25 protein-coding genes are annotated in these 24,635 nt (G+C 31.8%); 24 read left to right on the top strand and 1 reads right to left on the bottom strand.

Going from position 1 to position 24,635, the window contains the following annotated elements:
- Positions 1-55: 55 nt before the first annotated feature.
- From rplQ to ACZ5N4_RS25305, 21 genes are all read left to right on the top strand, one after another.
- Complete coding sequence (rplQ, locus tag ACZ5N4_RS25405; protein ID WP_178906761.1) at positions 56-397, top strand: 50S ribosomal protein L17; 342 nt, start codon at positions 56-58, stop codon at positions 395-397.
- Between the two features lie 98 nt (positions 398-495).
- Complete coding sequence (locus tag ACZ5N4_RS25400) at positions 496-1,341, top strand: energy-coupling factor transporter ATPase (protein WP_464205463.1); 846 nt, start codon at positions 496-498, stop codon at positions 1,339-1,341.
- On the top strand, positions 1,326-2,180 hold the full coding sequence (locus ACZ5N4_RS25395; protein ID WP_464205461.1) for an energy-coupling factor transporter ATPase: 855 nt from the start codon (positions 1,326-1,328) through the stop codon (positions 2,178-2,180). Before ACZ5N4_RS25400 ends, ACZ5N4_RS25395 begins: the two co-directional genes overlap by 16 nt.
- A 12-nt stretch (positions 2,181-2,192) precedes the next feature.
- Complete coding sequence (locus ACZ5N4_RS25390) at positions 2,193-2,999, top strand: energy-coupling factor transporter transmembrane component T family protein (protein WP_464205459.1); 807 nt, start codon at positions 2,193-2,195, stop codon at positions 2,997-2,999.
- A complete protein-coding gene (truA, locus tag ACZ5N4_RS25385; protein WP_464205457.1) occupies positions 2,999-3,733 on the top strand; it encodes a tRNA pseudouridine(38-40) synthase TruA in 735 nt (244 codons plus the stop codon). The genes ACZ5N4_RS25390 and truA overlap by 1 nt, the downstream gene beginning before the upstream one ends.
- 184 nt (positions 3,734-3,917) lie before the next feature.
- Entirely contained in the window at positions 3,918-4,352 is a 435-nt protein-coding gene (gene rplM / locus ACZ5N4_RS25380; RefSeq protein ID WP_211143617.1) for a 50S ribosomal protein L13, read from the top strand.
- A 25-nt stretch (positions 4,353-4,377) separates the two neighbouring features.
- Complete coding sequence (gene rpsI / locus ACZ5N4_RS25375) at positions 4,378-4,770, top strand: 30S ribosomal protein S9 (RefSeq protein ID WP_464205454.1); 393 nt, start codon at positions 4,378-4,380, stop codon at positions 4,768-4,770.
- A 101-nt stretch (positions 4,771-4,871) separates the two neighbouring features.
- The gene (cwlD, locus tag ACZ5N4_RS25370; protein ID WP_464205452.1) at positions 4,872-5,585 is read left to right on the top strand and encodes an N-acetylmuramoyl-L-alanine amidase CwlD; all 714 of its coding nucleotides are present in this window, start codon (positions 4,872-4,874) and stop codon (positions 5,583-5,585) included.
- 340 nt (positions 5,586-5,925) lie between these two features.
- Positions 5,926-6,903, top strand: a complete 978-nt coding sequence (locus tag ACZ5N4_RS25365) for a GntR family transcriptional regulator (RefSeq protein ID WP_464205450.1) — start codon at positions 5,926-5,928, stop codon at positions 6,901-6,903.
- Positions 6,904-6,920: 17 nt separating this feature from the next.
- A complete protein-coding gene (gene glmS / locus ACZ5N4_RS25360; protein ID WP_211143614.1) occupies positions 6,921-7,331 on the top strand; it encodes a methylaspartate mutase subunit S in 411 nt (136 codons plus the stop codon).
- A 41-nt stretch (positions 7,332-7,372) separates the two neighbouring features.
- Positions 7,373-8,764 (top strand): methylaspartate mutase accessory protein GlmL, encoded by a 1,392-nt coding sequence (glmL, locus tag ACZ5N4_RS25355; RefSeq protein WP_464205447.1) that lies wholly within the window; start codon positions 7,373-7,375, stop codon positions 8,762-8,764.
- 12 nt (positions 8,765-8,776) lie between these two features.
- Positions 8,777-10,228: a methylaspartate mutase subunit E gene (locus ACZ5N4_RS25350; protein WP_464204900.1), complete on the top strand. Its 1,452-nt coding sequence runs from the start codon at positions 8,777-8,779 to the stop codon at positions 10,226-10,228.
- 120 nt (positions 10,229-10,348) lie between these two features.
- Positions 10,349-11,593: a methylaspartate ammonia-lyase gene (locus tag ACZ5N4_RS25345; RefSeq protein ID WP_464205445.1), complete on the top strand. Its 1,245-nt coding sequence runs from the start codon at positions 10,349-10,351 to the stop codon at positions 11,591-11,593.
- Between the two features lie 92 nt (positions 11,594-11,685).
- Positions 11,686-12,528, top strand: a complete 843-nt coding sequence (locus ACZ5N4_RS25340; protein WP_464205443.1) for a fumarate hydratase — start codon at positions 11,686-11,688, stop codon at positions 12,526-12,528.
- A gap of 33 nt (positions 12,529-12,561) precedes the next feature.
- Entirely contained in the window at positions 12,562-13,119 is a 558-nt protein-coding gene (locus tag ACZ5N4_RS25335) for a Fe-S-containing hydro-lyase (RefSeq protein ID WP_464205441.1), read from the top strand.
- Between the two features lie 79 nt (positions 13,120-13,198).
- Entirely contained in the window at positions 13,199-13,462 is a 264-nt protein-coding gene (gene citD, locus ACZ5N4_RS25330; RefSeq protein ID WP_464205439.1) for a citrate lyase acyl carrier protein, read from the top strand.
- 28 nt (positions 13,463-13,490) lie between these two features.
- On the top strand, positions 13,491-14,363 hold the full coding sequence (locus tag ACZ5N4_RS25325; RefSeq protein WP_464205437.1) for an HpcH/HpaI aldolase/citrate lyase family protein: 873 nt from the start codon (positions 13,491-13,493) through the stop codon (positions 14,361-14,363).
- 29 nt (positions 14,364-14,392) lie between these two features.
- Complete coding sequence (gene citF / locus ACZ5N4_RS25320; RefSeq protein ID WP_464205435.1) at positions 14,393-15,934, top strand: citrate lyase subunit alpha; 1,542 nt, start codon at positions 14,393-14,395, stop codon at positions 15,932-15,934.
- A gap of 40 nt (positions 15,935-15,974) precedes the next feature.
- Entirely contained in the window at positions 15,975-17,021 is a 1,047-nt protein-coding gene (citC, locus tag ACZ5N4_RS25315) for a [citrate (pro-3S)-lyase] ligase (RefSeq protein ID WP_464205434.1), read from the top strand.
- 2 nt (positions 17,022-17,023) lie between these two features.
- On the top strand, positions 17,024-17,638 hold the full coding sequence (citX, locus tag ACZ5N4_RS25310) for a citrate lyase holo-[acyl-carrier protein] synthase (RefSeq protein WP_464205432.1): 615 nt from the start codon (positions 17,024-17,026) through the stop codon (positions 17,636-17,638).
- A gap of 143 nt (positions 17,639-17,781) precedes the next feature.
- Positions 17,782-18,447, top strand: coding sequence for a tetratricopeptide repeat protein (locus ACZ5N4_RS25305; RefSeq protein ID WP_464211049.1), 666 nt, complete (start codon positions 17,782-17,784; stop codon positions 18,445-18,447).
- 67 nt (positions 18,448-18,514) lie between these two features.
- On the opposite strand, the gene ACZ5N4_RS25300 is transcribed toward ACZ5N4_RS25305, so the two are convergent.
- A complete protein-coding gene (locus tag ACZ5N4_RS25300; protein ID WP_464205431.1) occupies positions 18,515-20,194 on the bottom strand; it encodes a sigma 54-interacting transcriptional regulator in 1,680 nt (559 codons plus the stop codon).
- Between the two features lie 405 nt (positions 20,195-20,599).
- On the opposite strand from ACZ5N4_RS25300, the gene ptsP reads away from it, so the two are divergent.
- The 3 genes from ptsP to ACZ5N4_RS25285 all read left to right on the top strand — a co-directional run bounded on the left by ptsP (position 20,600) and on the right by ACZ5N4_RS25285 (position 24,448).
- A complete protein-coding gene (gene ptsP, locus ACZ5N4_RS25295; protein ID WP_464205430.1) occupies positions 20,600-22,216 on the top strand; it encodes a phosphoenolpyruvate--protein phosphotransferase in 1,617 nt (538 codons plus the stop codon).
- 165 nt (positions 22,217-22,381) lie between these two features.
- A complete protein-coding gene (locus ACZ5N4_RS25290) occupies positions 22,382-23,149 on the top strand; it encodes a DUF4652 domain-containing protein (RefSeq protein WP_464205428.1) in 768 nt (255 codons plus the stop codon).
- A gap of 21 nt (positions 23,150-23,170) precedes the next feature.
- Positions 23,171-24,448, top strand: coding sequence for a tetratricopeptide repeat protein (locus tag ACZ5N4_RS25285; protein ID WP_464205426.1), 1,278 nt, complete (start codon positions 23,171-23,173; stop codon positions 24,446-24,448).
- Positions 24,449-24,635: the final 187 nt, after the last annotated feature.

Here is a 24,635-nt window from a genome sequence, read left to right as displayed (position 1 = left end):
AGTAGTTCTGATATAGTCATACTTGAAGAAGAGTAAAGGTAAGGAGGTATAGGAGATGGCAGGATATCGTAAATTAGGTCGTCCAACTGACCAAAGAAAAGCAATGCTTAGAAACCTTGTTACTAGTTTCTTAAAGCATGGAAAAATTGAAACAACAGAAACTAGAGCGAAGGAAACTAGAAGCCTAGCTGAAAAAATGATAACTCTTGCTAAAAGAGGAGATCTTCATGCTAGAAGACAAGTGCTTTCTTTTGTAACTGAAGAGGAAGTAGTAAGAAACTTATTTGACAATGTAGCTCCTAAATATGCTGAGAGAAACGGCGGATATACAAGAATGTATAAAATAGGACCAAGAAGAGGCGATGGAGCTGAAGTTGTTATACTAGAATTAGTATAATAATTACTATAAAATTAAGGGGATTAAGTAGGCCAGCTTAATCCCCATTTTGTTATAATATATTATTTTATTGCTGCAAAAATAGCGGGGTGTTTCTTATGGAAGAAAAGATGGTACAGTGTCAAAACGTTGTTTTTAAATATGATAGTAATAATAAGGATGATATAAAATTAGCTATAAATGATGTTACCTTAGAGGTGAAAAAAGGGGAGTTTCTTGTTATTTTAGGAAGAAATGGATCTGGAAAATCAACTATAGCGAAGCATATGAATGCATTACTAATTCCAAGTGATGGTAAGGTATATGTTGATAGCCTCGATACATCCGTAGAAAAAAATATTTGGGATATAAGAAACAAGGCAGGTATGGTATTTCAAAATCCTGATAACCAAATTGTTGCGACTATTGTAGAAGAAGATGTAGCTTTTGGGCCAGAGAACTTAGGTATTGAACCTTCTGAAATTAGGAGCAGAGTAAATGACTGTTTGAAAAAGGTTAACATGTATGAATACAGGAAACATGCACCCCATTTGCTATCAGGAGGCCAAAAACAAAGAGTAGCCATAGCTGGGGTATTAGCAATGATGCCTGAATGCATAATATTTGATGAATCCACTGCTATGCTTGATCCTTCAGGAAGAAGAGAAGTAATAAAAACTATAAAAGAAATAAATGATAAATATGGCATAACTGTAGTACTCATTACACACTATATGGAAGAGGCTGTGGAAGCTAATCGAATAGTAGTTATGGATGAAGGTAAAGTTATGATGGAAGGTACTCCTAGAAACATTTTTAGTAGAGTTAGGAAAATGAAAACGATAGGACTTGATGTACCTCAAATGACAGAATTATCCTATGAATTGAAAAATAGTGGATTAAATATTAGAGAAGATATATTAACTATAGATGAGATGGTGGATGAATTATGTCGATTAAAATAGAAAACTTAACTCATATATATATGAAAGGATCTCCTTTCGAAAAAAAGGCACTTGATAACATTAATATTACTATAAATAGCGGAGAATTTCTTGCATTAATTGGTCATACTGGTTCAGGAAAGTCCACGCTTATTCAGCATATTAATGGTTTGTTGAAGCCAAATTCAGGTAGCATAATAATAGATGATGTTGATATTACAGAAAAAAAAGTAAATTTAAATTTTATAAGAAAAAAAGTAGGGCTTGTGTTTCAATATCCAGAATATCAGTTATTTGAAGAAACTATAGAAAAAGACATTGCTTTTGGCCCTAAGAATCTAGGATTAAGTGATGATGATATAAATAAAAGAGTTAAAAGAGCAATGAATATGGTAGGTCTAGATTATGAAAAGTATAAGGATAAGTCGCCATTTGAACTAAGTGGAGGACAAAAGAGAAGAGTAGCAATAGCAGGCGTGGTAGCAATGGAGCCTAAGATTCTAATATTAGATGAACCAACAGCTGGCCTTGACCCAAAAGGAAGGGACGAGATTTTAGGTAAGATAAAAGACCTACACTTAGAGTATAACATGACTATAGTACTTGTCTCACATAGTATGGAGGATGTAGCAAAGCTTGCTGATAGAATAATAGTAATGAATAAGGGAAAATGTATACTTGATGGTAAACCATATGAAGTATTTAAGGAAATAGATACCCTAGAAAGTGTTGGGCTTGCAGTTCCACAAGTAACATATCTTGTTAAAAGACTTAAATCAAAAGGATTTGACATATCTGATAACATATTTACAGTTGAACAAGCTAAAAAAGAAATACTTAAAATACTAAATAAACGTTAGGGGAGCTAATAAATGATTAAAGATATTACAATAGGACAGTATATACCTGGTGAGTCTTTTGTGCATAAATTAGATCCAAGAGTTAAAATATTGATATCTTTAATATATATAGTGGATTTATTTATAGTGAGTAATTTCAAAGGTTATATATTTATAACGATTTTTACTTTATTTTCTATAATTATCTCTAAAGTTCAATTCAGGTATATATACAAGGGACTTAAACCTATACTTATCTTAGCTATTATAACTGCTTTATTAAATATGTTGATGACCGGTGGAAATAATCCGCCATTATTTCAGTGGAAATTTATAACTATTTATAGAGAAGGATTAATTTTAGCTGCATTTATGGTTTTAAGACTTGTGTTTCTAATAATTGGAACATCGTTACTTACTCTAACAACCTCTCCAATAGAATTGACAGATGGTATAGAAAAGCTTTTAAATCCTTTAAAAAAGATAGGGATACCTGCACATGAGCTTGCTATGATGATGACTATTGCATTGAGATTCATTCCAACTTTAATGGATGAAACAGATAAAATAATGAAAGCACAAATGGCTAGAGGAGCTGATTTTGAGTCAGGTAATTTAATGCAAAGAGCCAAGAGTTTGATTCCTATATTAGTTCCGTTATTTATAAGCTCTTTTAGACGCGCTGATGAATTAGCTATGGCAATGGAATCAAGGTGCTATAGAGGTGGCGAAGGAAGAACTAGAATGAAACAGTTAAGATTAACTAATAAAGACTTAATTGCATCATTTTTTACAGTAACATTGGTGTCACTTTCTATATGGAGCAGGATGTGGCAGTGATGAGAAATATAAAATTGATTGTAGAATATGATGGTACTAATTATGCAGGTTGGCAAAGACAAAATAATGTAATTACCATACAACAAAGAGTAGAAGAAGCAGTAGAAATCGTTACAGGGACTTTTTCGGAAGTTACAGGATCTAGTAGAACAGATGCTGGAGTACATGCAAAGGGTTTTGTGTGTAATTTTCATACAGAAAGCAAAATACCGTCAGCAAATTTTAAAAAGGCGTTAAATGGTTTTTTACCAGAAGATATAGTTATAATCGATTCTAAAGAAGTAGATGAAAAATTTCATTCTAGATTTGATAGTTTAGGAAAAAGATACGTATATACTGTTGTAAATGGTGCTGAAAGACCTGCTATAGGTAGGAACTACATGTATCACTTTCATAGAGATCTAGACATGGAGAAGATGAAAGAAGCATCAAAATACTTTTTAGGAACTCATGATTTTTCAGCTTTTAAGAAAACTGGGAGTTCAGTAAAGACATCTGTAAGAACTATAACAGAACTACAAATAACTAAGGAAGAAAAAAACATAAGGTTTAGTATAGTTGGGGATGGTTTTTTATATAACATGGTTAGAATAATTGTTGGAACGCTTTTAGAAGTCGGAGTTGGTAGGTTTAGTCCAGAGCATATAGTACATATAATAGAATCTAAAGATAGATCTAAGGCCGGTAAATCGGTATCAGCAAATGGATTATGTTTAGAAGAAGTGTATTATTAGCAATTTATACTGATTATAGAGTTAGTTAATAAATTATAATAATGCTTTAGCGAAATTTATTGACACGCCAGGCAGATTGTATTATAATATAAATGTTTGTATCAAGAGTATAAAAGATCCACTAGCCCCGGGTCTTTATATAGAAGAACGTATTTTATGTAGAAGAATTCAGGGAGGGAAAAAGATGAAATCATACATAGCTAAACCACAAGAAGTTGAAAGAAAATGGTATGTTGTTGATGCTGCTGGAAAACCACTAGGAAGAGTAGCAAGCCAAGTAGCTACAATATTAAGAGGAAAGAATAAACCAACATTTACACCAAATGTTGATACAGGAGACTTTGTTATAATAATAAACGCTGAGAAGGTAGTTTTAACAGGAAAAAAATTAGATCAAAAAATGTTAAGACACCACTCATTATATCCAGGTGGATTAAAAGAGACTCCATATAGAGAGGCTATAGCAAAGAAGCCTGAGTTTGTATTCCAAGAAGCAGTAAGAAGAATGCTTCCAAACGGAGTATTAGGAAGACAAATGCTTAAGAAACTTAAAGTATACAGAGGTGCTGAGCATAATCATGAAGCTCAAAAACCAGAAGTATTAGAATTAAGATATTAATTGGAAGCTGGAAGGAGGAGAAAAAATGGCTAAGGTTCAATATTTTGGAACAGGAAGAAGAAAGAAATCAATAGCAAGAGTAAGACTTGTACCTGGTGAAGGTAAAGTAATAATAAATAAAAGAGATGCAGAAAATTACTTTGGATTAGAAACTTTAAGAGTTATAGTTAATCAACCTTTAGTTTTAACTGCAACTAAAGAAAAATTCGATGTACTAGTAAATGTACATGGTGGTGGTTTCACAGGTCAGGCTGGAGCTATCAGACACGGAATATCAAGAGCTTTATTAAAAGCTGATGAGAATTTAAGACCAGAACTTAAAAAAGCTGGTTTCTTAACAAGAGACCCAAGAATGAAGGAAAGAAAGAAATACGGTCTTAAAAAAGCAAGAAGAGCTCCACAATTCTCAAAGAGATAATCAAAGAGAGGAAATTTCCTCTCTTTTTTTTATTTATAATAAATTATATTTAGTGTATAAGCATAAAATATATATGAAGTTCTATTTTAGGAGGGGAAAAATTGAAGTTCAAGAATGCTAAGTTATTAATAGTTATTTTTATAGTATTTTTAGGCCTAGCTTCTATATTTTATGCCAACGCAAGGTATACAGTAATTGCTGACAATCGTAAAATAAATAAAGAAAATGAGAATAAGATTATTCTTATAGATCCCGGCCATGGAGGGATAGATGGTGGAGCTGTATCACAAACTGGAACTATGGAAAAAGATATTAATTTAAAAATAAGTTTAAAGCTTAAAGAGAAGCTGATTAAGGATGGGTATAAAGTAATAATGACTAGAGAAGAAGATAAAGGTTTATATACTGATGAAGGTAAGATAAGGAAGAAAAAAATTGAGGACTTAAATAATAGATGTAAAGCTAAGAAAGACACTCAATGTAATATGTTTATTAGTATACATTTAAATGCGTTCCAAGAGTCTAAATACTATGGTGCTCAAGTATGGTATTCAAGAAATAAAGATAGTCAAAGATTTGCTAAGATAATTCAAGACAATTTAAAAAAAGATTTAGACATTAATAATAATAGAGAAGAAAAACCAGCTTTAGATTCATATAAAGTATTAAGGTGTAATGATGACATGCCTAGTGTATTAGTTGAATGTGGATTCTTGTCAAATCAAATTGAAGAACAGAAGTTGAAATCGGAAGAATATCAAAATAAAATTGCGGAATCCATAGAAAATTCGGTAAAATTTTATTATAATCAATAAATATAGAAAATAGAGGTAGAAAGCTGCAGTTGTGAAATATAACTTGCAGCTTTTTGTATGCAATTATTCAAAATACATAGGAAGGATATTAGGAAAGTATTTATAAACATGCAAATATATTTGCATAATATTTAGTGTTTATCTAAAATACACTTAAAATTAAGGCTTCGAGAGCTGCATAATAATAAGTTAAAAATGTATAAAATATATAAGTTATTCAATCTGCATTAAAGTTTTCTTAATTTTGAATTTTTGCAACTGGTTATTGATGTCCAATTTTGAATATGTTATTATTTAATTAAAGGATGGATTAGTCCATTAATCCAATGGAAGCTTCGGGGTGATTATTATAGATATTAGAATAAACAAAGAAAGTGGAGTACCACTTTACTTGCAAGTAAAAAAACAAATAATGGACTTAATAAAGAATGGCACCTTAAAGGTAGGTAATAAAATGCCTACAGAAAGAGAATTATCAGAAAATTTAAAGGTTAGCAGAAACACTATAAGTGCAGCTTACAATGAATTGGAACAGGAAGGTGTTTTGAAGTCTTATCAAGGCAGAGGAACTTTTGTAGCTGAAGAAGCTAATCCATGGAAGGCTCAAAACATAAAAGAAAAAATAATAAAGTTTGTAGATTTAGGATTAGAAGAAGCAATAGAGACTGGAATGGACGTAGATGAATTCCTAGATATAGTTGCCCAAAGAGTTAAAGAAAAGAAAGAAATAATGAGTAAAATAACAGCTTTGTATGTGGAATGCAATATTGAACAATCAAGGATGTTTAGCAAACAGCTAACTGAAAGTACAAATATGAATGTAATTCCATTTACCTTAAATGACATAATGAATATAAATGAAGAAAAGAAAAATATAATAGAAAAGTGTCAGGTTATTATAGCTACATTTAATCATGTTAATGAAGTTGCTAGGTTGACTAAGCCATTTAAAAAAGAAGTAATTGGAGTAGCAATCAACGTAGACCTACAAACAATAGTTAAGATAGCAAGATATCCTGAAGAAACTAAGTTTGGATTTGTTTGTATGTCACAAGAGTTTATGTTTAAAGCAAGAGGAGCTTTAGAAAAAGCTGGCTTAGGTAATATCAATATACAGTATACAAATGTTACAGATAAAGATGAATTGAAAAAGACTACAAATAGCTCAGATGTAATAATAGTTTCACCTGGTAGATATAAGGATGTAAAAGAAATCGTAGGTGAAGAAAAAGAAGTATTAAGATTTATATATAGTCTTGATGATAGCTCAATAAAGGCATTAAAATCAAAAATGATTGAATTAAAATATCAAAAGTAAATTTGGGAGGGTTCATAATGAAAACTTTAGTAATAGGTGTAATTGGATCAGATTGTCATGCTGTAGGAAACAAAATATTAGAACATTCATTTACACAAGCAGGATTTAATGTAGTAAATATAGGGGTTCTTTCTCCACAGGAGGATTTTATAAATGCTGCAATAGAAACTAATGCAGATGCTATAATAGTTTCATCATTATATGGACATGGAGAAATAGATTGTAGAGGATTAAGAGAAAAATGTGATGAAGCAGGATTAAAAGGGATATTAATGTATGTTGGTGGAAACTTAGTTGTTGGAAAACAAAAGTGGGAAGATGTTCATCAAAAGTTTAAAGAAATGGGATTCGATAAAGTGTATGCTCCAGGAACATCACCAGAAATAACAATAAGGGACTTAAAGACAGACTTAAAAATAGAAAATTAATTTAAATAAAACCTCTGTGTGAGAAAACAGGAGTGATAGAGTTGGATTGTTATTTGCTTATAGATTTTGGTAGTACTTATACCAAACTTACTGCCGTAGATATTGAGAATGAAGAAATACTTGCTACTGCAAAGGATATTACTACTATTGAAAACGATATAATGGTAGGTTTTAATAATGCTTATGAAAGGTTGCAAGAAAAGCTTCAGGGTAAAGAAGTCAACTTTATTAAAAAATTGGCTTGTTCTTCAGCGGCTGGAGGATTAAAAATGGTTGCCATTGGCTTAGTACCTGAGCTTACAGCTGAAGCAGCAAAAAGAGCAGCATTAGGTGCTGGAGCAAGGGTATTAAATGTATATAGCTATGATTTAACTTCAAAAGAGATAGAAGAAATTAGAAACTCAAAATTGGACATCATACTTCTTGCTGGTGGTACTGATGGAGGAAATAAGGACTGTATAATCCATAATGCAAAAATGCTTGCTGAAAGTGGAATAGATCTTCCGATAGTAGTAGCTGGTAATAAAGTGGCAGTGGACACTGTTGAAAAAATACTTAAAGATGCAGGTATGTTTTATAAAATAACTGATAATGTAATGCCAAAGCTCAATGCATTAAATGTGGAACCAGCTAGAGAAGAAATAAGAAAAATATTTATGGAAAAAATAGTTGAAGCTAAGGGTATGAAAGATGCAGAAAACTTTATAAATGGAATATTAATGCCAACACCGGCAGCAGTACTGAAAGCAGCAAGGGTTTTAAGCGAAGGAAGCGATAAAGAAGAAGGATTAGGAGACTTGGCAGTAGTCGACATAGGCGGAGCTACTACTGATGTACACTCATTAGCTGATGGAGAACCATCAAAGGCTGGAGTAACACTAAGAGGTCTTCAAGAGCCTTTTGCAAAGAGAACTGTAGAAGGTGATTTAGGGATGAGATATTCTGCAGTTGCTTTATGGGAAGCAGCTACAACAAGAAAAATACAAAAATATCTAGGTGATAAGACAGTAGACATAGAGGCAAATTGTAGATATAGAGCAGAGAATATAAGAATGGTACCAACTACAGAAGAAGAAATAAAGTTTGATGAGGCTATGGCAAAAACTGCAACTGAAATAGCTTTAGAAAGACATGTTGGGGTGCTTGAAACATTATACACACCATGTGGTGTTATATATTCACAGGAAGGTAAGGATCTTTTAGAGGTTAAATATTTAATAGGAACAGGTGGAGTACTAGTTCATAGCGAAAATCCTGCTGAAATATTAAAAGCAGGAACATTTGATGTGACTAACCCTACTTCTCTAAAACCAAAAAATCCTAAATATTTAATGGATAAGACATATATCTTATCTGCTATGGGGTTATTAGCAGAAGTGAATCCAGATAAAGCAGTAAGAATAATGAAAAAATATTTGGTTAATGTAGATTAGGAGGTAATCGGATTGGAACTTAAAAATAAAAAATGGACTGATGAAGAGTTTTTCAATATGAGAAAAGAGGTTTTAGCACAGTGGCCAACTGGTAAAGAAGTAGATCTTCAAGAAGCTGTTGAGTACTTAAAGAACATACCTGAAAGCAAAAGCTTTCCAGCTAAATTAAAGAAGGCTAAAGAAGCAGGAATTACGTTAGCTCAACCAAGAGCAGGTGTTGCTTTATTAAATGAGCATATAGAACTTTTAACATATCTTCAAAATGAAGGTGGAGCAGATTTGCTTCCATCAACTATAGATAGCTATACAAGACAAAACAGATACGATGAATGTGAAGTAGGAATTCAAGAAAGTATAGCGGCAGGAAGATCACTATTAAATGGTTTCCCAGGAGTTAACCATGGAGTAAAAGGATGTAGAAAAGTATTTGAATCAGTAGAATTGCCTCTTCAAGCAAGACACGGTACACCAGATGCTAGACTACTTACAGAGATAATTCATGCAGCAGGTTGGACTTCAAATGAAGGTGGCGGAATATCCTACAACATTCCTTATGCAAAGAGTGTATCTATAGAAAAAACTTTATTAGATTGGCAGTACTGTGATAGACTTGCTGGATATTATGAAGAGCAAGGAATATCTATAAATAGAGAGCCATTCGGTCCTTTGACAGGTACATTAGTTCCACCAAGTACATCAAATACAGTTGCTATAATAGAAGCTCTACTTGCAGCAGAGCAAGGTGTTAAAAACATAACTGTTGGATATGGACAATGCGGAAACCTAGTTCAAGACGTTGCAGCTATAAGAGCTTTAGAAGAACAAGTAAATGAATACTTAAAACAATATGGATATAATGATGTTTATGTAACAACAGTATTCCATCAATGGATGGGTGGATTCCCACAAGATGAAGCAAAAGCTTTTGGAGTTATATCATCAGGAGCAGCAACAGCAGCTTTAGCTGGAGCTACAAAGGTTATAGTAAAAACTCCTCATGAAGCATTAGGAATACCAACAAAAGAAGCAAATGCAGCAGGAATAAAGGCTACAAAGATGGCTTTAAATATGCTTCAAGGACAAAGACTTCCTATGTCAAAAGAATTAGAAACAGAAATAGCTGTAATTAAAGCTGAAACAAAATGCATGATGGATAAATTATTCGAACTTGGAAATGGTGATTTAGCTATAGGAACAGTAAAAGGCTTTGAAGTTGGAACAGTAGATATACCATTTGCTCCAAGCAAATACAATTTAGGACAGATGATGCCAGCAAGAGATAATAATGGAGCTGTAAGATATCTTAACTTTGGAAACGTACCTTTAAGTGATGAATTAAAAGAATTTAACATGAAAAAGCTACAGGAAAGAGGTAACTTTGAAGGAAGAGAAGTAAGCTTCCAAATGACAATAGATGATATATTCGCTGTAGGTAAGGGTGTTCTTATAGGAAGACCAGAATAATAAGAATAAATATTTGATGTTAATTATTAAGGCTACCGTTTTTTAAGCGGTAGTCAACAACTATAGGTATACATATTAATAAATATTAAAAATAAACTATTTAGAAAGACAGGTGTAAAAATGAAAATAGTTGATGTTATTTGTGCAGAAGGAAAAACTGGATTTTATTTTGATGACCAAAGAGCAATAAAAAAAGGAGCAAAGCATGATGGATTTACATATGTAGGAGAGCCTGTAACAGATGGCTTTACTAGTGTTAGACAGGCGGGAGAAGCTATATCTGTTATGTTAGTGCTTGAAGACGGTCAAGTAGCACACGGAGATTGTGCTGCTGTTCAATATTCAGGAGCAGGCGGAAGAGACCCACTATTTTTAGCAAAAGACTTTATACCAGTAATTGAAAATGAAATAGCACCAAAGCTTATAGGAAGAGAGTTAAACAGCTTTAAAGCTCTTGCAGAAGAATTTGATAACATGAAAGTTAACGGAAATAGATTACACACAGCTATAAGATATGGAGTATCTCAGGCAATACTTGATGCTGTAGCGAAATCACAAAAGATAACTATGGCTGAAGTTATAAGAAATGAATACAATCCAGAAGCTGAAATTAAAAGAGTTCCAATATTCACTCAATCAGGAGACGATAGATACGATAACTCAGACAAAATGATCATAAAAGGTGCAGATGTAATGCCTCATGCACTTATAAATAACGTAGAAGAAAAGCTTGGATTAAAAGGTGAAAAGTTATTAGACTATGTTAAATGGCTAAGAGATAGAGTTCTACAATTAAGAACAACAGAAGAATATAATCCAATATTCCATATAGATGTTTATGGAACAATTGGGGCTGCATTTGATTGCAACATAAAGGCTATGGCTGATTACTTAGGAACTTTAGAAGAAGCTGCTAAGCCACTCCAATTAAGAATTGAAGGACCTATGGATGTAGAAGATAGACAAAAACAAATGGAAGCAATGAGAGACTTAAGAGCTGAGATAGACGGAAGAGGAATAAAAGTAGAATTAGTTGCCGATGAATGGTGTAACACTGTAGAAGATGTTAAGTTCTTTACTGATAACAAAGCTGGACATATGGTTCAAATAAAGACTCCAGACCTTGGAGGCGTTAACAATATAGCTGATGCTATAATGTACTGCAAAGAACATGGTATTGGAGCTTATTGTGGAGGAACTTGCAACGAAACTAATAGATCTGCTGAAGTTACAACAAACATAGGTATGGCTTGTGGAGCAAAACAGGTACTTGCAAAACCAGGAATGGGTGTAGACGAAGGCTACATGATAGTTAACAACGAAATGAACAGAGTACTTGCATTAATAAATAGAAGAAACAAATAAGCAGATTTTTAGTTATGAAAAGGCGGTTTTAGAAACTGCCTTTTCATGTATAAATTAAATTTAAACTTCATGAAAAGGAGAATAGTTTAATTATGAGAGAGATAAATGTATCAGAGGTAACAAAGGCAGTAAAAAAATTATGTATAGACGCAAATTATTATCTTTCAGCTGATGTTAAAAATAAGATAGAAGAGGCTGCAAAAAATGAAACATGGGATATGGCAAAAGGTATTCTAGACAAAATTCTCACTAATGTACAGATTTCCAAAGATGAAGATATGCCGATTTGTCAGGATACAGGAATGGCATGCGTTTTTGTTGAAATAGGTCAGGATGTACATTTAGTAGGCGGAAGCATAGAAGATGCAATAAATGAGGGCGTAAGACAAGGATATGAAGAGGGATACCTAAGAAAATCTGTAGTAAAAGATCCATTAGATAGAGTTAACACAAAGGATAATACACCTGCAGTAATATACTATGATGTTGTACCAGGAGATAAATTAAAAATTACTGTAGCACCAAAGGGATTTGGTTCTGAAAATATGAGTCAGCTAAAAATGTTAAAGCCTGCAGATGGGCTAGATGGCGTGAAAGAATTTGTTCTTAAGGTAGTAAAAGAAGCAGGCCCTAACCCATGTCCACCAATAGTTGTAGGAGTTGGGATAGGTGGAACTTTTGATAGAGCTGCTAATCTAGCTAAAAAAGCGCTTATTAGACCTTTATCAGAGAGAAATAGCAATCAATTCTATGCAGACTTAGAAAATGAGCTATTAGAGAAAGTAAACTCCATTGGTATAGGACCACAAGGATTTGGTGGAAAGACTACTGCTCTTGCAGTAAATATCGAAACATATCCGACACATATAGCTGGTTTACCTGTGGCAGTAAATATAAATTGTCACGTTACAAGACACTCAGAAGTAATACTATAAGTAGAGTTAACAATCTAAATTGGAGGGATAGCAATGGATAAGAGAATAACAACTCCACTAACAGAGGAAAAAGTTAAGGAATTGAAAGCTGGAGATAGCGTTTTAATATCAGGAATTATATATACTGCAAGAGATGCCGCTCACAAGAGATTAGTAGAACTTTTAGATAAAGGTGAGAAATTACCTGTAGATGTTGAAAACTCAATTATATACTACGTAGGTCCAACCCCAGCAAAGCCAGGTCAGCCTATTGGATCAGCAGGCCCAACTACTAGTTATAGAATGGATTCTTATGCACCAAGACTCTTAGAAATTGGTTTAAAAGGCATGATAGGAAAGGGATTAAGATCAAAGGAAGTTGTAGAATCCATGAAGAAGAATAAGGCTGTTTATTTTGCAGCTATAGGGGGAGCAGCTGCGTTAATGGGTAAATCCATAAAAAGTGCAGAAATAGTTGCTTACGAAGATTTAGGTTCTGAAGCCATAAGAAGACTTGAGGTAGAGGATTTACCTGTAGTTGTAGTTATAGATTCAGAGGGAAATAACCTTTATGAGATGGGACAGAAAGAATATCTTAACTCAGTAAAGTAAATTATAATTAAGAATTGATAACTGTTTCTAGTTGTTATCAATTCTTAATTTCTGATTATCAATGTTAGGAGGATTTAGAATGAAAATAAATAAAGTGGCTAAAGCCGGAACGCTTGAATCTAATGACATAATGATTATGGTTATGCCTAATGAAAAAGGTGGAGTAGAGCTTCAGCTTGAAAGTATTGTTATAAAACAGTTTGGAAATCAAATAAAAAGTACAATATTAGACAAACTTAAAGAAATGAATGTAGAAGATGTAGTTATAAAGGCACAAGATAAGGGTGCATTAGACTATACAATTAAAGCAAGAGTGCAAACTGCTATAGAAAGAGCTGTGTAAATTTTTATTGAAGTTCGAGGTGATATAAATGAAAAAATTAAGAAGAACTATGCTTTTTATGCCTGGAAACAATCCAGGAATGCTTCAAAATGCATCAATTCTTGGAGCTGATTCTGTAATACTTGATTTAGAAGATGCAGTAAGTCTTACAGAAAAGGATAGCGCAAGAGTCCTTGTAAGAGAAGCGATTAAGGTTCTAGATTATTCAAAAGTAGAACTAGTTGTAAGAGTAAATCCTCTTGATACAGAATATGGGTTAAAAGACATTGATACAATAGCAAGAGTAAAGCCGGATAGTTTAATGATTCCAAAAGCTACAGAAGAACAAATACAAATTATAGACAATACACTTTCAAAGATAGAAAGTGAGGAAGGGTTTAAGCAGGGAATAATAAAGCTTATACCAATTGTAGAAACAGCTTATGGATTAGAAAATGTATATAGCATAATTAATTCTTCAAAAAGAATAGTTGCTGTTCTTTTAGGAGCAGAAGACTTAACTTCTGACTTTGGAATAAAAAGAACCAAAGAAGGAGAAGAAATATTCTATGCAAGGAATAGAGTTTCAACTGCATGTAGGGCTGCCAGAGTAGATGCTATAGATACTCCATTTACTGATACAAATGATTATGAAGGCCTTGCTAAGGATACAGCTAAAGCAAAGAGTGTAGGATTTACAGGAAAAGCATCCATAAACCCAAGGCAAATTGACACTATACATTCAGTCTTCGCACCAACAGAACATGAGATTAAACACTCATTAAGAGTACTTGAAGCAAGAGATGAAGCAAAAGAAAAAGGTCTTGGAGTTTTCTCGTTAGATGGAAAAATGGTGGATGCACCTATAATAAATAGGGCAACAACAATTGTTGAGTTAGCCAAAATGTTAGGACTTATTTAGTAATTAATTTTATAAAGAGAGGGATTAGCATGAAAAATGTACTAGGAAGAGAGATTCCTGATTACATAGAAGGTTACGGAGAAGTAAAGCCTTTTCAGGGAGCCTTTGCAAACTATGGAACTAGAGAAAAAGTAGGTGTAAAGGTAAGCAGTGTAAAACCGGGAGACGAAAAAGTATTAAATAGTATTGATGAGGCATTAGACAAAATTGAACTAAGAGATGGAATAACTATATCTTTTCACCATCATTTAAGAAATGGTGACTTTGTACTTAATAATGTAGTATACGCTATTGCAAAAAGAGGAATAAAGGATATAACTATTGCTGCAAGCTCAATATTCCCAGTTCATGAGCCTCTTGTTGAGCATATGAAAAATGGAGTAGTAACAGGAATAGTTGCAAACTACATATCAGGACCTGTTGCTAGAGCTATATCTGATGGATATTTAAAGAAGCCAGCAGTTATGATGACTCATGGAGGAAGACCTAGAGCAATCGAGAGTGGCGATTTACATATAGATATAGCATTTATTGGAGCACCAACAGCGGATAGTTACGGAAACATAAATGGGGTATATGGAAATGCTGCCTGTGGGTCCCTTGGATATGCAGTAGCAGATGCTGAGTATGCTGATAAAGTAGTTGCGATTACAGATAATTTAGTGACATATCCTGCATGCCCAATAGAAATAAGCCAAATCTATGTAGATTATGTTGTAAAAGTTGACTCTATTGGGGACCCAAAGGGTATCGTATCAGGTACTACAAGAATAACTAAAGATCCTGTAGGACTTAAAATAGCTAAGATGGCAACTAAGGTTATAGAAGCATCAGGTCTTGTTAAGGATGGTTTGTCATTCCAAACAGGAGCAGGCGGAACTTCTCTTGCAGTTGCAGCGGAACTTAAAGAATTGATGAAAAATAAGGGAGTAGTAGGAAGCTTTGCTGCTGGTGGAATAACTGGCTATATAGTGGATATGCTAAAAGAAGGATTATTTAGAAATCTATTTGATGTTCAATGTTTTGACTTGGATGCAGTTGAATCATATAGAGATAATCCTAAGCATCAAGGTATGTCAGGTTCTATGTATGGAAATCCTCATAACAAAGGAGCTGTAGTAAACAACTTAGATGTAATGATACTTGGTGCTACCGAAATAGATACTGACTTTAATGTAAATGTAACTACAGGTTCAGACGGAGTTATAATGGGTGGATCTGGTGGACACAGCGATACAGCAGCTGGAGCAAAACTCGCTATTGTGGTTACAAACCTTATAAAAGGAAGACTTCCAATTATAAAAGATAGAGTTACTACAGTAACTACTCCAGGTGAGAGTGTTGATGTGGTTGTTACTGAAAGAGGTATAGCTGTAAATGAAAATAGAAAAGATTTAATAGAAAAATTAAGCAATACAAATTTACCAGTTATGACTATAGAAGAATTAAAAGAATTAGCTGAAAAAATGACAGGGAAACCAGAAGCTATAGAAACATCAGATGAAGTTGTGGCTATAGTAGAATATAGAGATGGAACAGTTATAGATGTGGTTAGAAAACCAATAGTTTAGTAACATATTTATATACCTTAAATTAAAGGAGAGAAAATAGATGTTTGATTTAAGACTCCAGAAAATAAATTTAAAGAACGAATATGAGAAAAATGAGGTATATAAATTCTTAGAAGAGTTTGGATTAACTTTAGATAAGGACGTAGACCATACTATTGTTTTAAGAGATATAAATGATAATATTAAAGCAACCTGTTCTAAAGCTAAAAATGTTTTTAAATGTTTTGCAATATCAGAAGATATAAGAGGAGAGAATGTAACTTCTTCTCTTATATCTAATTTAATAGATAAGCTTTTTGAAGAAGGAATTTTTCACAGTTTTATATTTACAAAGCCAGACAAAGTTAAAGTTTTTAATTCACTTAACTTTAAAACTATACTTGAGGTAAAAGATGCAGCACTATTAGAATATGGCATATATGATATAAATAAAGCATTAGATGATATTGCGGCAAAGTATAGTATAGATAATTCTACAGAAAAGGGAGCCTTAGTGATGAATTGCAATCCCTTTACAGAAGGTCATAGATACCTAATTGAGCAGGCATCAAAAAGTTGTGAAAAGGTATTAGTATTTATTGTGGAAGAAGATAAATCCCTTTTCCCGTTTAAACACAGATATGCTATTGTGAAAGAAGCAGTAAAGGATTTAGAAAATGTAACAGTTATTCCAGGTGGAGAATACATTATATCTTCTGCTACATTTCCTTCATATTTCATAAGGAAAGAAGATGAAAAACTAAAGGCTTATGAAAGTATAGACTGTGGGATATTCGGAAAATACTTCTGTAGTAAATTAAATATAGTAAAAAGATTTGTAGGACAGGAACCTTATTGTAATGTCACTAATACTTATAATCAAACTCTAAAGGAGATTATGCCTCAGTATAAAGTAGAACTTATTGAGTTGGAAAGAAAAAAATATGATGGATACTATATAAGTGCATCTAAAGTTAGAGAACTTATAAAAAATGATAAAATAGAAGAAGTAAGAAATATTGTACCAGAAGCAACCTGGAACTTTTTAAATTCACATGAAGGAAAGGAGATAGCTGGGAGAATAAAGAGCAGCAATTCTCCACATTAACTATGAAGGAAGATAGTACTAAATTAAAAAACGAAATAGATATGATAAAAGATATACTAACATTTATAGACGCTTCTGTAGATTCAGAAGCGTTAAATGATTATATAATAAGGTATACTAAACAGTATGTACCAGAAGACATACTTACTGAAAGAGAAGAAAGAGTTCACGTACAAGAAGAACTAATAAAAAAGTATAATTCTTCTCTTATTTGTATTAGAGTAAATTATCCAGGGGTAATTAAAAATGACTATGTTTCAATTGGAATAATGAAAATCTTATGTGATATGGTTATCAAAGAGTTTAGCTATCACATTTTATATAAAAAGTTTAATATAACAGCAGAAGGCCCTATACTTACATTAGTTGTAGACGAGGTAGCTATGGATATTAAAAATAGAACCGTAGGTATTGAGGAGAATCACCCATTAGGAAGGTTTGTTGACATAGACGTATATGATAAATATAATAGAAGTCTAAGTAGAAAAGACTTAGGGCTGGATAGTAGAAGGTGCTACATATGTGAAAATTATGCACATATATGTGTGAGACAAAGACAACATAATAAGAAAGAGATTAAGAATTTTATAAAAAATAGTTATGATAGTTTCTTATAAACTACAAAAATAATATAATTATTACATTAATGATAGCAAGTTGCTACATTTAGGAGGAAAATAGAGTGGGATTTAGAGATAGGGAAAGTAGTTTGTTTGGAAATATTTCTATAAGGACTAAAATAATTATATTTTGTATTCTAATGCTAATAGCAGGGGGAATTGTTTACAAGGAAGCATTAAACAATAATATTAATAGCAATAAAAGTATTATAGAAAAACAAAATAGCAAAACAGATAATAGTCCATCGGCAACTATCAAGGGTTCTGATAGCTCACAAAATACAAAGAATGAAGCTCAAAAAATTCAGGAAGAAAAGAATAAAAGACTAGAAGAACTGTACGAGCAAAGTTCAAAAGCCTTTAGTGAAAAACGATATGCTGACACTATAAGCACGGCAAATGATATTATAAAGGAAGATGCGAACTTTTATAAAGCCTACAATATAAAAGGAATTGCTTTATGTTATAGTGGAAGTTATGAAGAAGGTATGAAGAATATAGATAGATCACTGGAGTTAAAACCAGACTTTGGATATGCAAGATTTAATAAAGCACTAGCATACGAACTACAGGGCAACTATGATGATGCTTTGAGTTGGTATGATAAGGATTTAGAAATTGAAAATTATATATGGAGTTACTATGGCAAGGCTAGCATATACGGAAGAAAAGGGGATGTAGAGAATACAGTAAAATACTTAAAAATAGCTATAGATATGTCGCCTGAAATTAAAAAATTTGCTAGTGACGAGGAAGATTTTAATCCAGTAAGGGACTCTAAAGAGTTTCAAGATTTAATAAAATAAAAATAATCCCCAACAATTTTTAAACGTTGGGGATTATTTTCTTTTATAATTGTGGATAAAATTAAATTTAGGTATTTTCAACGCTAATATTATACTTTTTACATTTTAAAGCAACAGTTCTATGGGTTATGCCTAAAGTCTTACCAGCTTTGTTATAGCTTTTATATTTTTTCATGGCAAGAGCTATAATTTCTTTTTCGTAATACTCTAAAGGCTGAAGTTCTCCATTTTTAAAATTTATCAAACCAGACTTTTCTGGGCTTGTATTTACAATATAGAAAGGTAAATCTTTTTCTGTTATTATGGTACCATCACACATATTTATTGCTCTTTCTATAATATTTTCAAGCTCTCGTATATTACCAGGCCAATGGTATTCTTGAAGGTGTATTAAAGATTTAGTATCTATACCTGAGACATTTTTATTTAACTTATTACTTATCTTATGAATAAAATGTTCTGCTAAAAGATTTATATCTTCTTTTCGTTGTCTTAAAGGTGGGAGCATAATGCTTATAACATTTAATCTATAATATAAATCTTCTCTAAAGTTATTTTGTTCTATCATTTTTTCGAGGTTTCTATTAGTAGCAGCAATTATTCTTACGTCTACAGTTTGAGTGGTAAGCCCGCCTACGCTTTCAAATTCTCTCTCCTGTAGTACTCGTAGAAGCTTAACTTGCATTGAAAGGGGCATATCGCCTATCTCATCTAAAAAAATAGTTCCTCCATTTGCTATATTAAATTTACCTGGTTTACTTTTTATTGCCCCAGTAAAAGCGCCTTTCTCATAGCCAAAGAGTTCACTTTCAAGTAGATTTTCAGGAATAGCGGCGCAATTTACTCTAACAAAAGGCATATCTTTTCTAGTGCTATTATTGTGGATAGCTTTTGCTATAACCTCTTTCCCTGTACCACTTTCGCCACGTATCAATACTGTAGATGTAGACTGAGAAGCTTTTTGAGCTATTACAAGACAATCCTTGAGAGAGCTGCTGCATCCTATAATAGAATCAAATGAACTTACGAGCTTTGTATGTCTTTTTAACTCCTCTTTGTAATAATTTAATTCTTCTTCCGATTCTTCTAGTTTTTTTACAAGATCTTTTAATTCATCTACTGCTTGAAAAACACCCAAGGCCCCTATAACCTTATCATTGGAAAATATGGGGGACTTACTGGCGATAACAAGACGATTGTTTATATATTGAGTTTCACCGACTTTACGTTTTTTAGATAAGGCAATATTAGTAAGATCGGTATCTGGAAGGATGTCTTTAACGTATCTTCCAATAACATCATTTGCTTTTTTACCAATAATTTTTAAGGCATAATCATTCATAGCTGTGATATAGCCATCAATATCTATAACTAGTATACCAACTGGTATGTTTTCAACAATTTGCTCATATGCTATAGTATTTTCCTCTATAATATCATCAATTTTAGATAGAACAGAATTATTAGTGGCCATGTCCTTAGTGATAAAATTGCAGAGATCAATTACTGCTTTTTGCCCATTTATAGAATCTTCTTTACATGAGATTTCTATTATTTCATCTTCTCTTATCTTTAAGGAAATTAACGCTAACATACTTATAGCTAAAGGTTCCTTAGAAGATAAGTTGCGTATATAAAGATTTATACCGTATTTACTTTTAAGTTCAGCAACCTTGTGAACTATCATTGCGGCTACTCTTGTATGTATTCCATTATGAATAGGAACAGTTATACTATTTTTATACATAATTCCTCCCTATTTGATAAAAAGTATCATATATATTGAAAATGTTGATAAAAATTATCAATAATATATTAACCCATATAAATCAATAAGTCTAGAATTTTTATAAGGAATTTGTGGTAAATTTTTATTAATGTATATGTTTACGTTGATAATTTTTATCAACCTGTTTTTCTACAAATTTTTTAAATTTATAATATTAATTTTAAAAATTATTTATAATATGTAGTTTAGATTGAGAAGAATAAAGGCATATACAATATAAAATAGAAAATAATACTTTTGTAATGAAATTTTTAAATCTTTGGCATAGGAATTGCTTGAATAATATTGATATTGGATTTAAAATGACTTGGAATTAAGAGCTGAATTTAAATAGATAATTATTTATTTTGAGGAGGAAGAAAAATGAAAATAGGTATTGCAGCTTCAAAAGGATATGCTATAGGTACAGTTGTAGTAAAAGAAGAAAATGAATTAAACATAGAAGAGAGAGTAATAGAGAATGTAGAGGCTGAAAAGGAGAGATTTAAAAAAGCTCTAGAAGCTTCTAAGGAACAGCTATTAAATATAAAAGAAAAAGCAGCAAAAGAAATGGGTGCAGACAAGGCGGCGGTTTTTGAAAGTCATGCAATGCTATTAGAAGACCCAGAATTTGCAGGTGCTGTTGAAATGGGAATAGAGAGTAATAAAATCAATGCTGAAAAAGCACTTCAAGATGTTGTAGATATGTACGCTGGAATATTTGCAGCTATGGAAGACGAATACATGAGGGAAAGAGGCGCTGATGTAAAAGACGTTGGAAAAAGAGTTCTTGCAAACTTACTAGGTAAGATATCAGGAGATTCAGATTTAATGGCAGAAAATACAGTAGTTGTTGCACATGACTTAACACCATCTGATACTGCTCAGCTTGATAAGAGCAAGGTTGTAGCATTCTTAACTAACATAGGAGGAAGAACTTCACATAGTGCAATAATGGCAAGAACTTTAGAAATTCCAGCTGTAGTTGGATTGCAAGATATAACTTCATCAGTAAAAAATGGAGATACCATTATTGTAGATGGTATTGAAGGAGTTGCCATAGTAAATCCAGATATTGAAACGATAAAAAAATATGAAGCAAAAAAAGAAGCTTTTCAAAAAGAAAGAGAAGAACTTAAAAAATTAATAAGTGTTAAGACCGTTACTAAAGCTGGAAAGCGTGTTGAAGTTGCGGGAAACATAGGAAAGCCAGAAGACGTCCATCAAGTGCTAGCAAACGGTGGAGATGGAGTAGGCTTATTTAGAACTGAATTTTTATATATGGATAGAGATGATATGCCAGGCGAAGAAGAACAATTTGAGTCATATAAATATGCAGTAGAAAAAATGGAAGGAAGACCAGTAGTTATAAGAACACTTGATATAGGTGGAGATAAAAAACTTCCATATTTACCGCTTCCAGAAGAGATGAATCCATTCCTAGGTTATAGAGCTATAAGAATTTGTCTAGATAGAAAAGATATATTTAGAACTCAATTGAGAGCATTACTTAGAGCTTCAGCTTTTGGTAATCTTAAAATAATGTTCCCAATGATAGGATCATTAGAAGAGTTCTTACAAGCTAAAGAAATTCTTAAAGAGTGTATGGAAGAGTTGAAAAAAGAAGGAAAAGATTTCAATGAAAATCTTGAAACAGGAATAATGGTTGAAATACCTGCTGCAGCAGTTTGTGCAGATGAACTTGCTAAGTATGTAGACTTCTTTAGTATAGGAACTAACGATTTAATTCAATATACTTTAGCAGCAGACAGAATGAATGAAAAAATATCATACCTTTATAATCCAATGCATCCTGCAGTATTGAGACTTATAAAAATGACTATAGAAGCAGCGCATAAGGAAGGTAAATGGTGTGGAATGTGTGGAGAGATGGCTGGCGATGAAAAAGCTATCGCTACATTAGTAGAATATGGATTAGATGAATTCTCCATGAGTGCATCTTCCATATTAAAAGCAAAACAGTTGATAATGCAAAATTAATTATATAGTTTACTTAACTTAACAAAAATAAACCCTAAGCCAGATAAAAATCAAGCTTAGGGTTTATTTTTGTTAAAATATCAACTTTAAGGTATAATTTTAGTATATAATATAAGATATAGAACTAAAAATATTATTATTTGTACTGTATAAGGAGGAATTTATATGAAGAACTTGAAAATAAAAATATGTGTACTATGCTCTGTATCAATGATATTAGCATTTGGACTTACTGCTTGTTCAAATAAACAAGATAAATCTACTGCTGTAAATAATGAGACATCAGTACAACAAAATAATAATAATGAAAAGACTAATGATAGCCAAAATAACTCTAAAGAAACAAAAAATAATACAAGCACAGTTAATAAGCAAAATGCTAACATACCTAAGATTGTAAAACAGCAAGCTTCTAAAGAAACTAAAATAAGTTTTAATACACCATGGATAACTAGTAGCAATGGAAATAATGCAGCTTGCATAGAAGGAAGAGGTTCAGAAGCATTAGAAGAAGGTGTAGGAAAAATATTTGTAAAGGATAATAACGAAAATATCTTTAGCTTTGAAATAGCGGATAACCAAAAAATTTCACCAAGATATATAGAATGGGCAGATAATGAAAACTTAATGGTAATAATAGGTTCAGCTCACGGTACTGTTTCTAAAGGAGGGAATTTATATTTACTTAATGTTACTACAGGAAAATTATCGTTGATTTTTCAAACTCCAGATAAAAAACAACAAATTATGTCAACGAAAAAGAATGGTAATAATATAAGTCTAAAGGTAAATGTTTATGATGATGACGACTATAATAAATCACATGTAGAAAATTGGACTATTTATTCTTTTGATATAAATCTGAATAAACAAATGGAAGTAAAAAGCTCTACAGGAAAGCTTATATATACAATTAATGGAGCTAACCAGTAGATAAACCGAGGAGAATGATACATGGACAAATCCAAAAAAGCATACATTAAGGCATTAGAAAAGTATAATAATGGTTATATTGATAAGGCTATAGAACTCAGTGAAGAAAGTATTTCATTAGATATAAAAAATGCTGCAGCTATTAACTTAAAAGGTCTACTTTATTATCTAAAAGGTGATTTGGATACCTGTCAGAAGCTTTGGAAAATGAATTGCCAAGTGAATAAAGACGGAGTTTCAGAAAGATATTTAAGTGATAGTAAAAAAGATAGCGAAAGACAAAGGCTTTACTGTGAATCTTTAAGGCTTATTAAAGAGCTAAAAATAAATGATGCTTTAGGAATTTTGGATCAGTGTTCGCAAAGTGACTATAATTATATAAACGTAAATAACTATATCACAATTTGTTGCATAAACAAGGGTAATTATGATAAGGCACTTTCTCATATTGAGAAGGTGCTAAAGATTGACAAAAATAACGATATGGCTAAAGAAAACAAGAACGAATTAAAAAAATTAGGTATGATTAATTCAAAAGTAGATGCAAAGAAAATAGCCTGTGCATTTGGTGGAATAGTATGTATATTAGCTTTCACTTTAGTAGTAATAAATTTTGCAAAACATGATACTATAAGCAGGCTATTTATGAATGTGAATAATGTTAAAAGTACTTTTAAAAATAATGATACAAAAAAAGAGACTAGCAAGAGTGCTATAAAAGAAAGTGATGTAGCAAAAAATAATGCTGCAAAAAATAATATAGCAAGTGTCAAATCAGAAGCTCAAGTATTTCCAGCAGATAATATAAAAAATGATATTGAAAACAAAAATTTTGAGAATATATATAATGAATATATGAATTGGAAAGATAAGAACCTGTCTATCAATGATAAGCTTACTATATCAAAAGCTTATGAATTGTTACTTCAAGAAGGTATAAATTACTTTTATAATAAAGGTTCTGAATACATTAATGCAAAAAATTATTTAGAAGCTAAGGAATATCTTTTGAAGGCTTATAATTTAGGGGGACAAAGTTATTTGTATTCTCATATAATCTATATGCTTGGAAGTAGCTATGAATTATCCGGTGATGCTGAAAATGCTATAAAATATTATACACAATATGACGAAAATTTTAGCAATGGAGATTATGAAGAGACTATTCTTTATAACTTGGTAATAATATATAAAGATGTAGATAAAGATAAAGCAAAGAGTTACAGCCAAAAACTTATAGATAAATATCCAAACTCTATTTATAATAACTCTATAACAAAGGCATTAGTAAGGAATTAGACTAGTAATATTTTAATTTTATAATATTAATAAATATTTTGCTCATACATATAATTAAAAATAAAGAATAGACTAACTATGTAAAGTAATGTAGTTTATTTATTTGGATAATAATTATTAAAAACCATTGACTATGTTTTTTATATAGGATAAAATTAATATATAATATACCTAATAGGGGTATAAG

It is taken from the genome of Clostridium nitrophenolicum (assembly GCF_055391695.1).
This window is presented reverse-complemented; position numbering and strand designations above follow the sequence as displayed.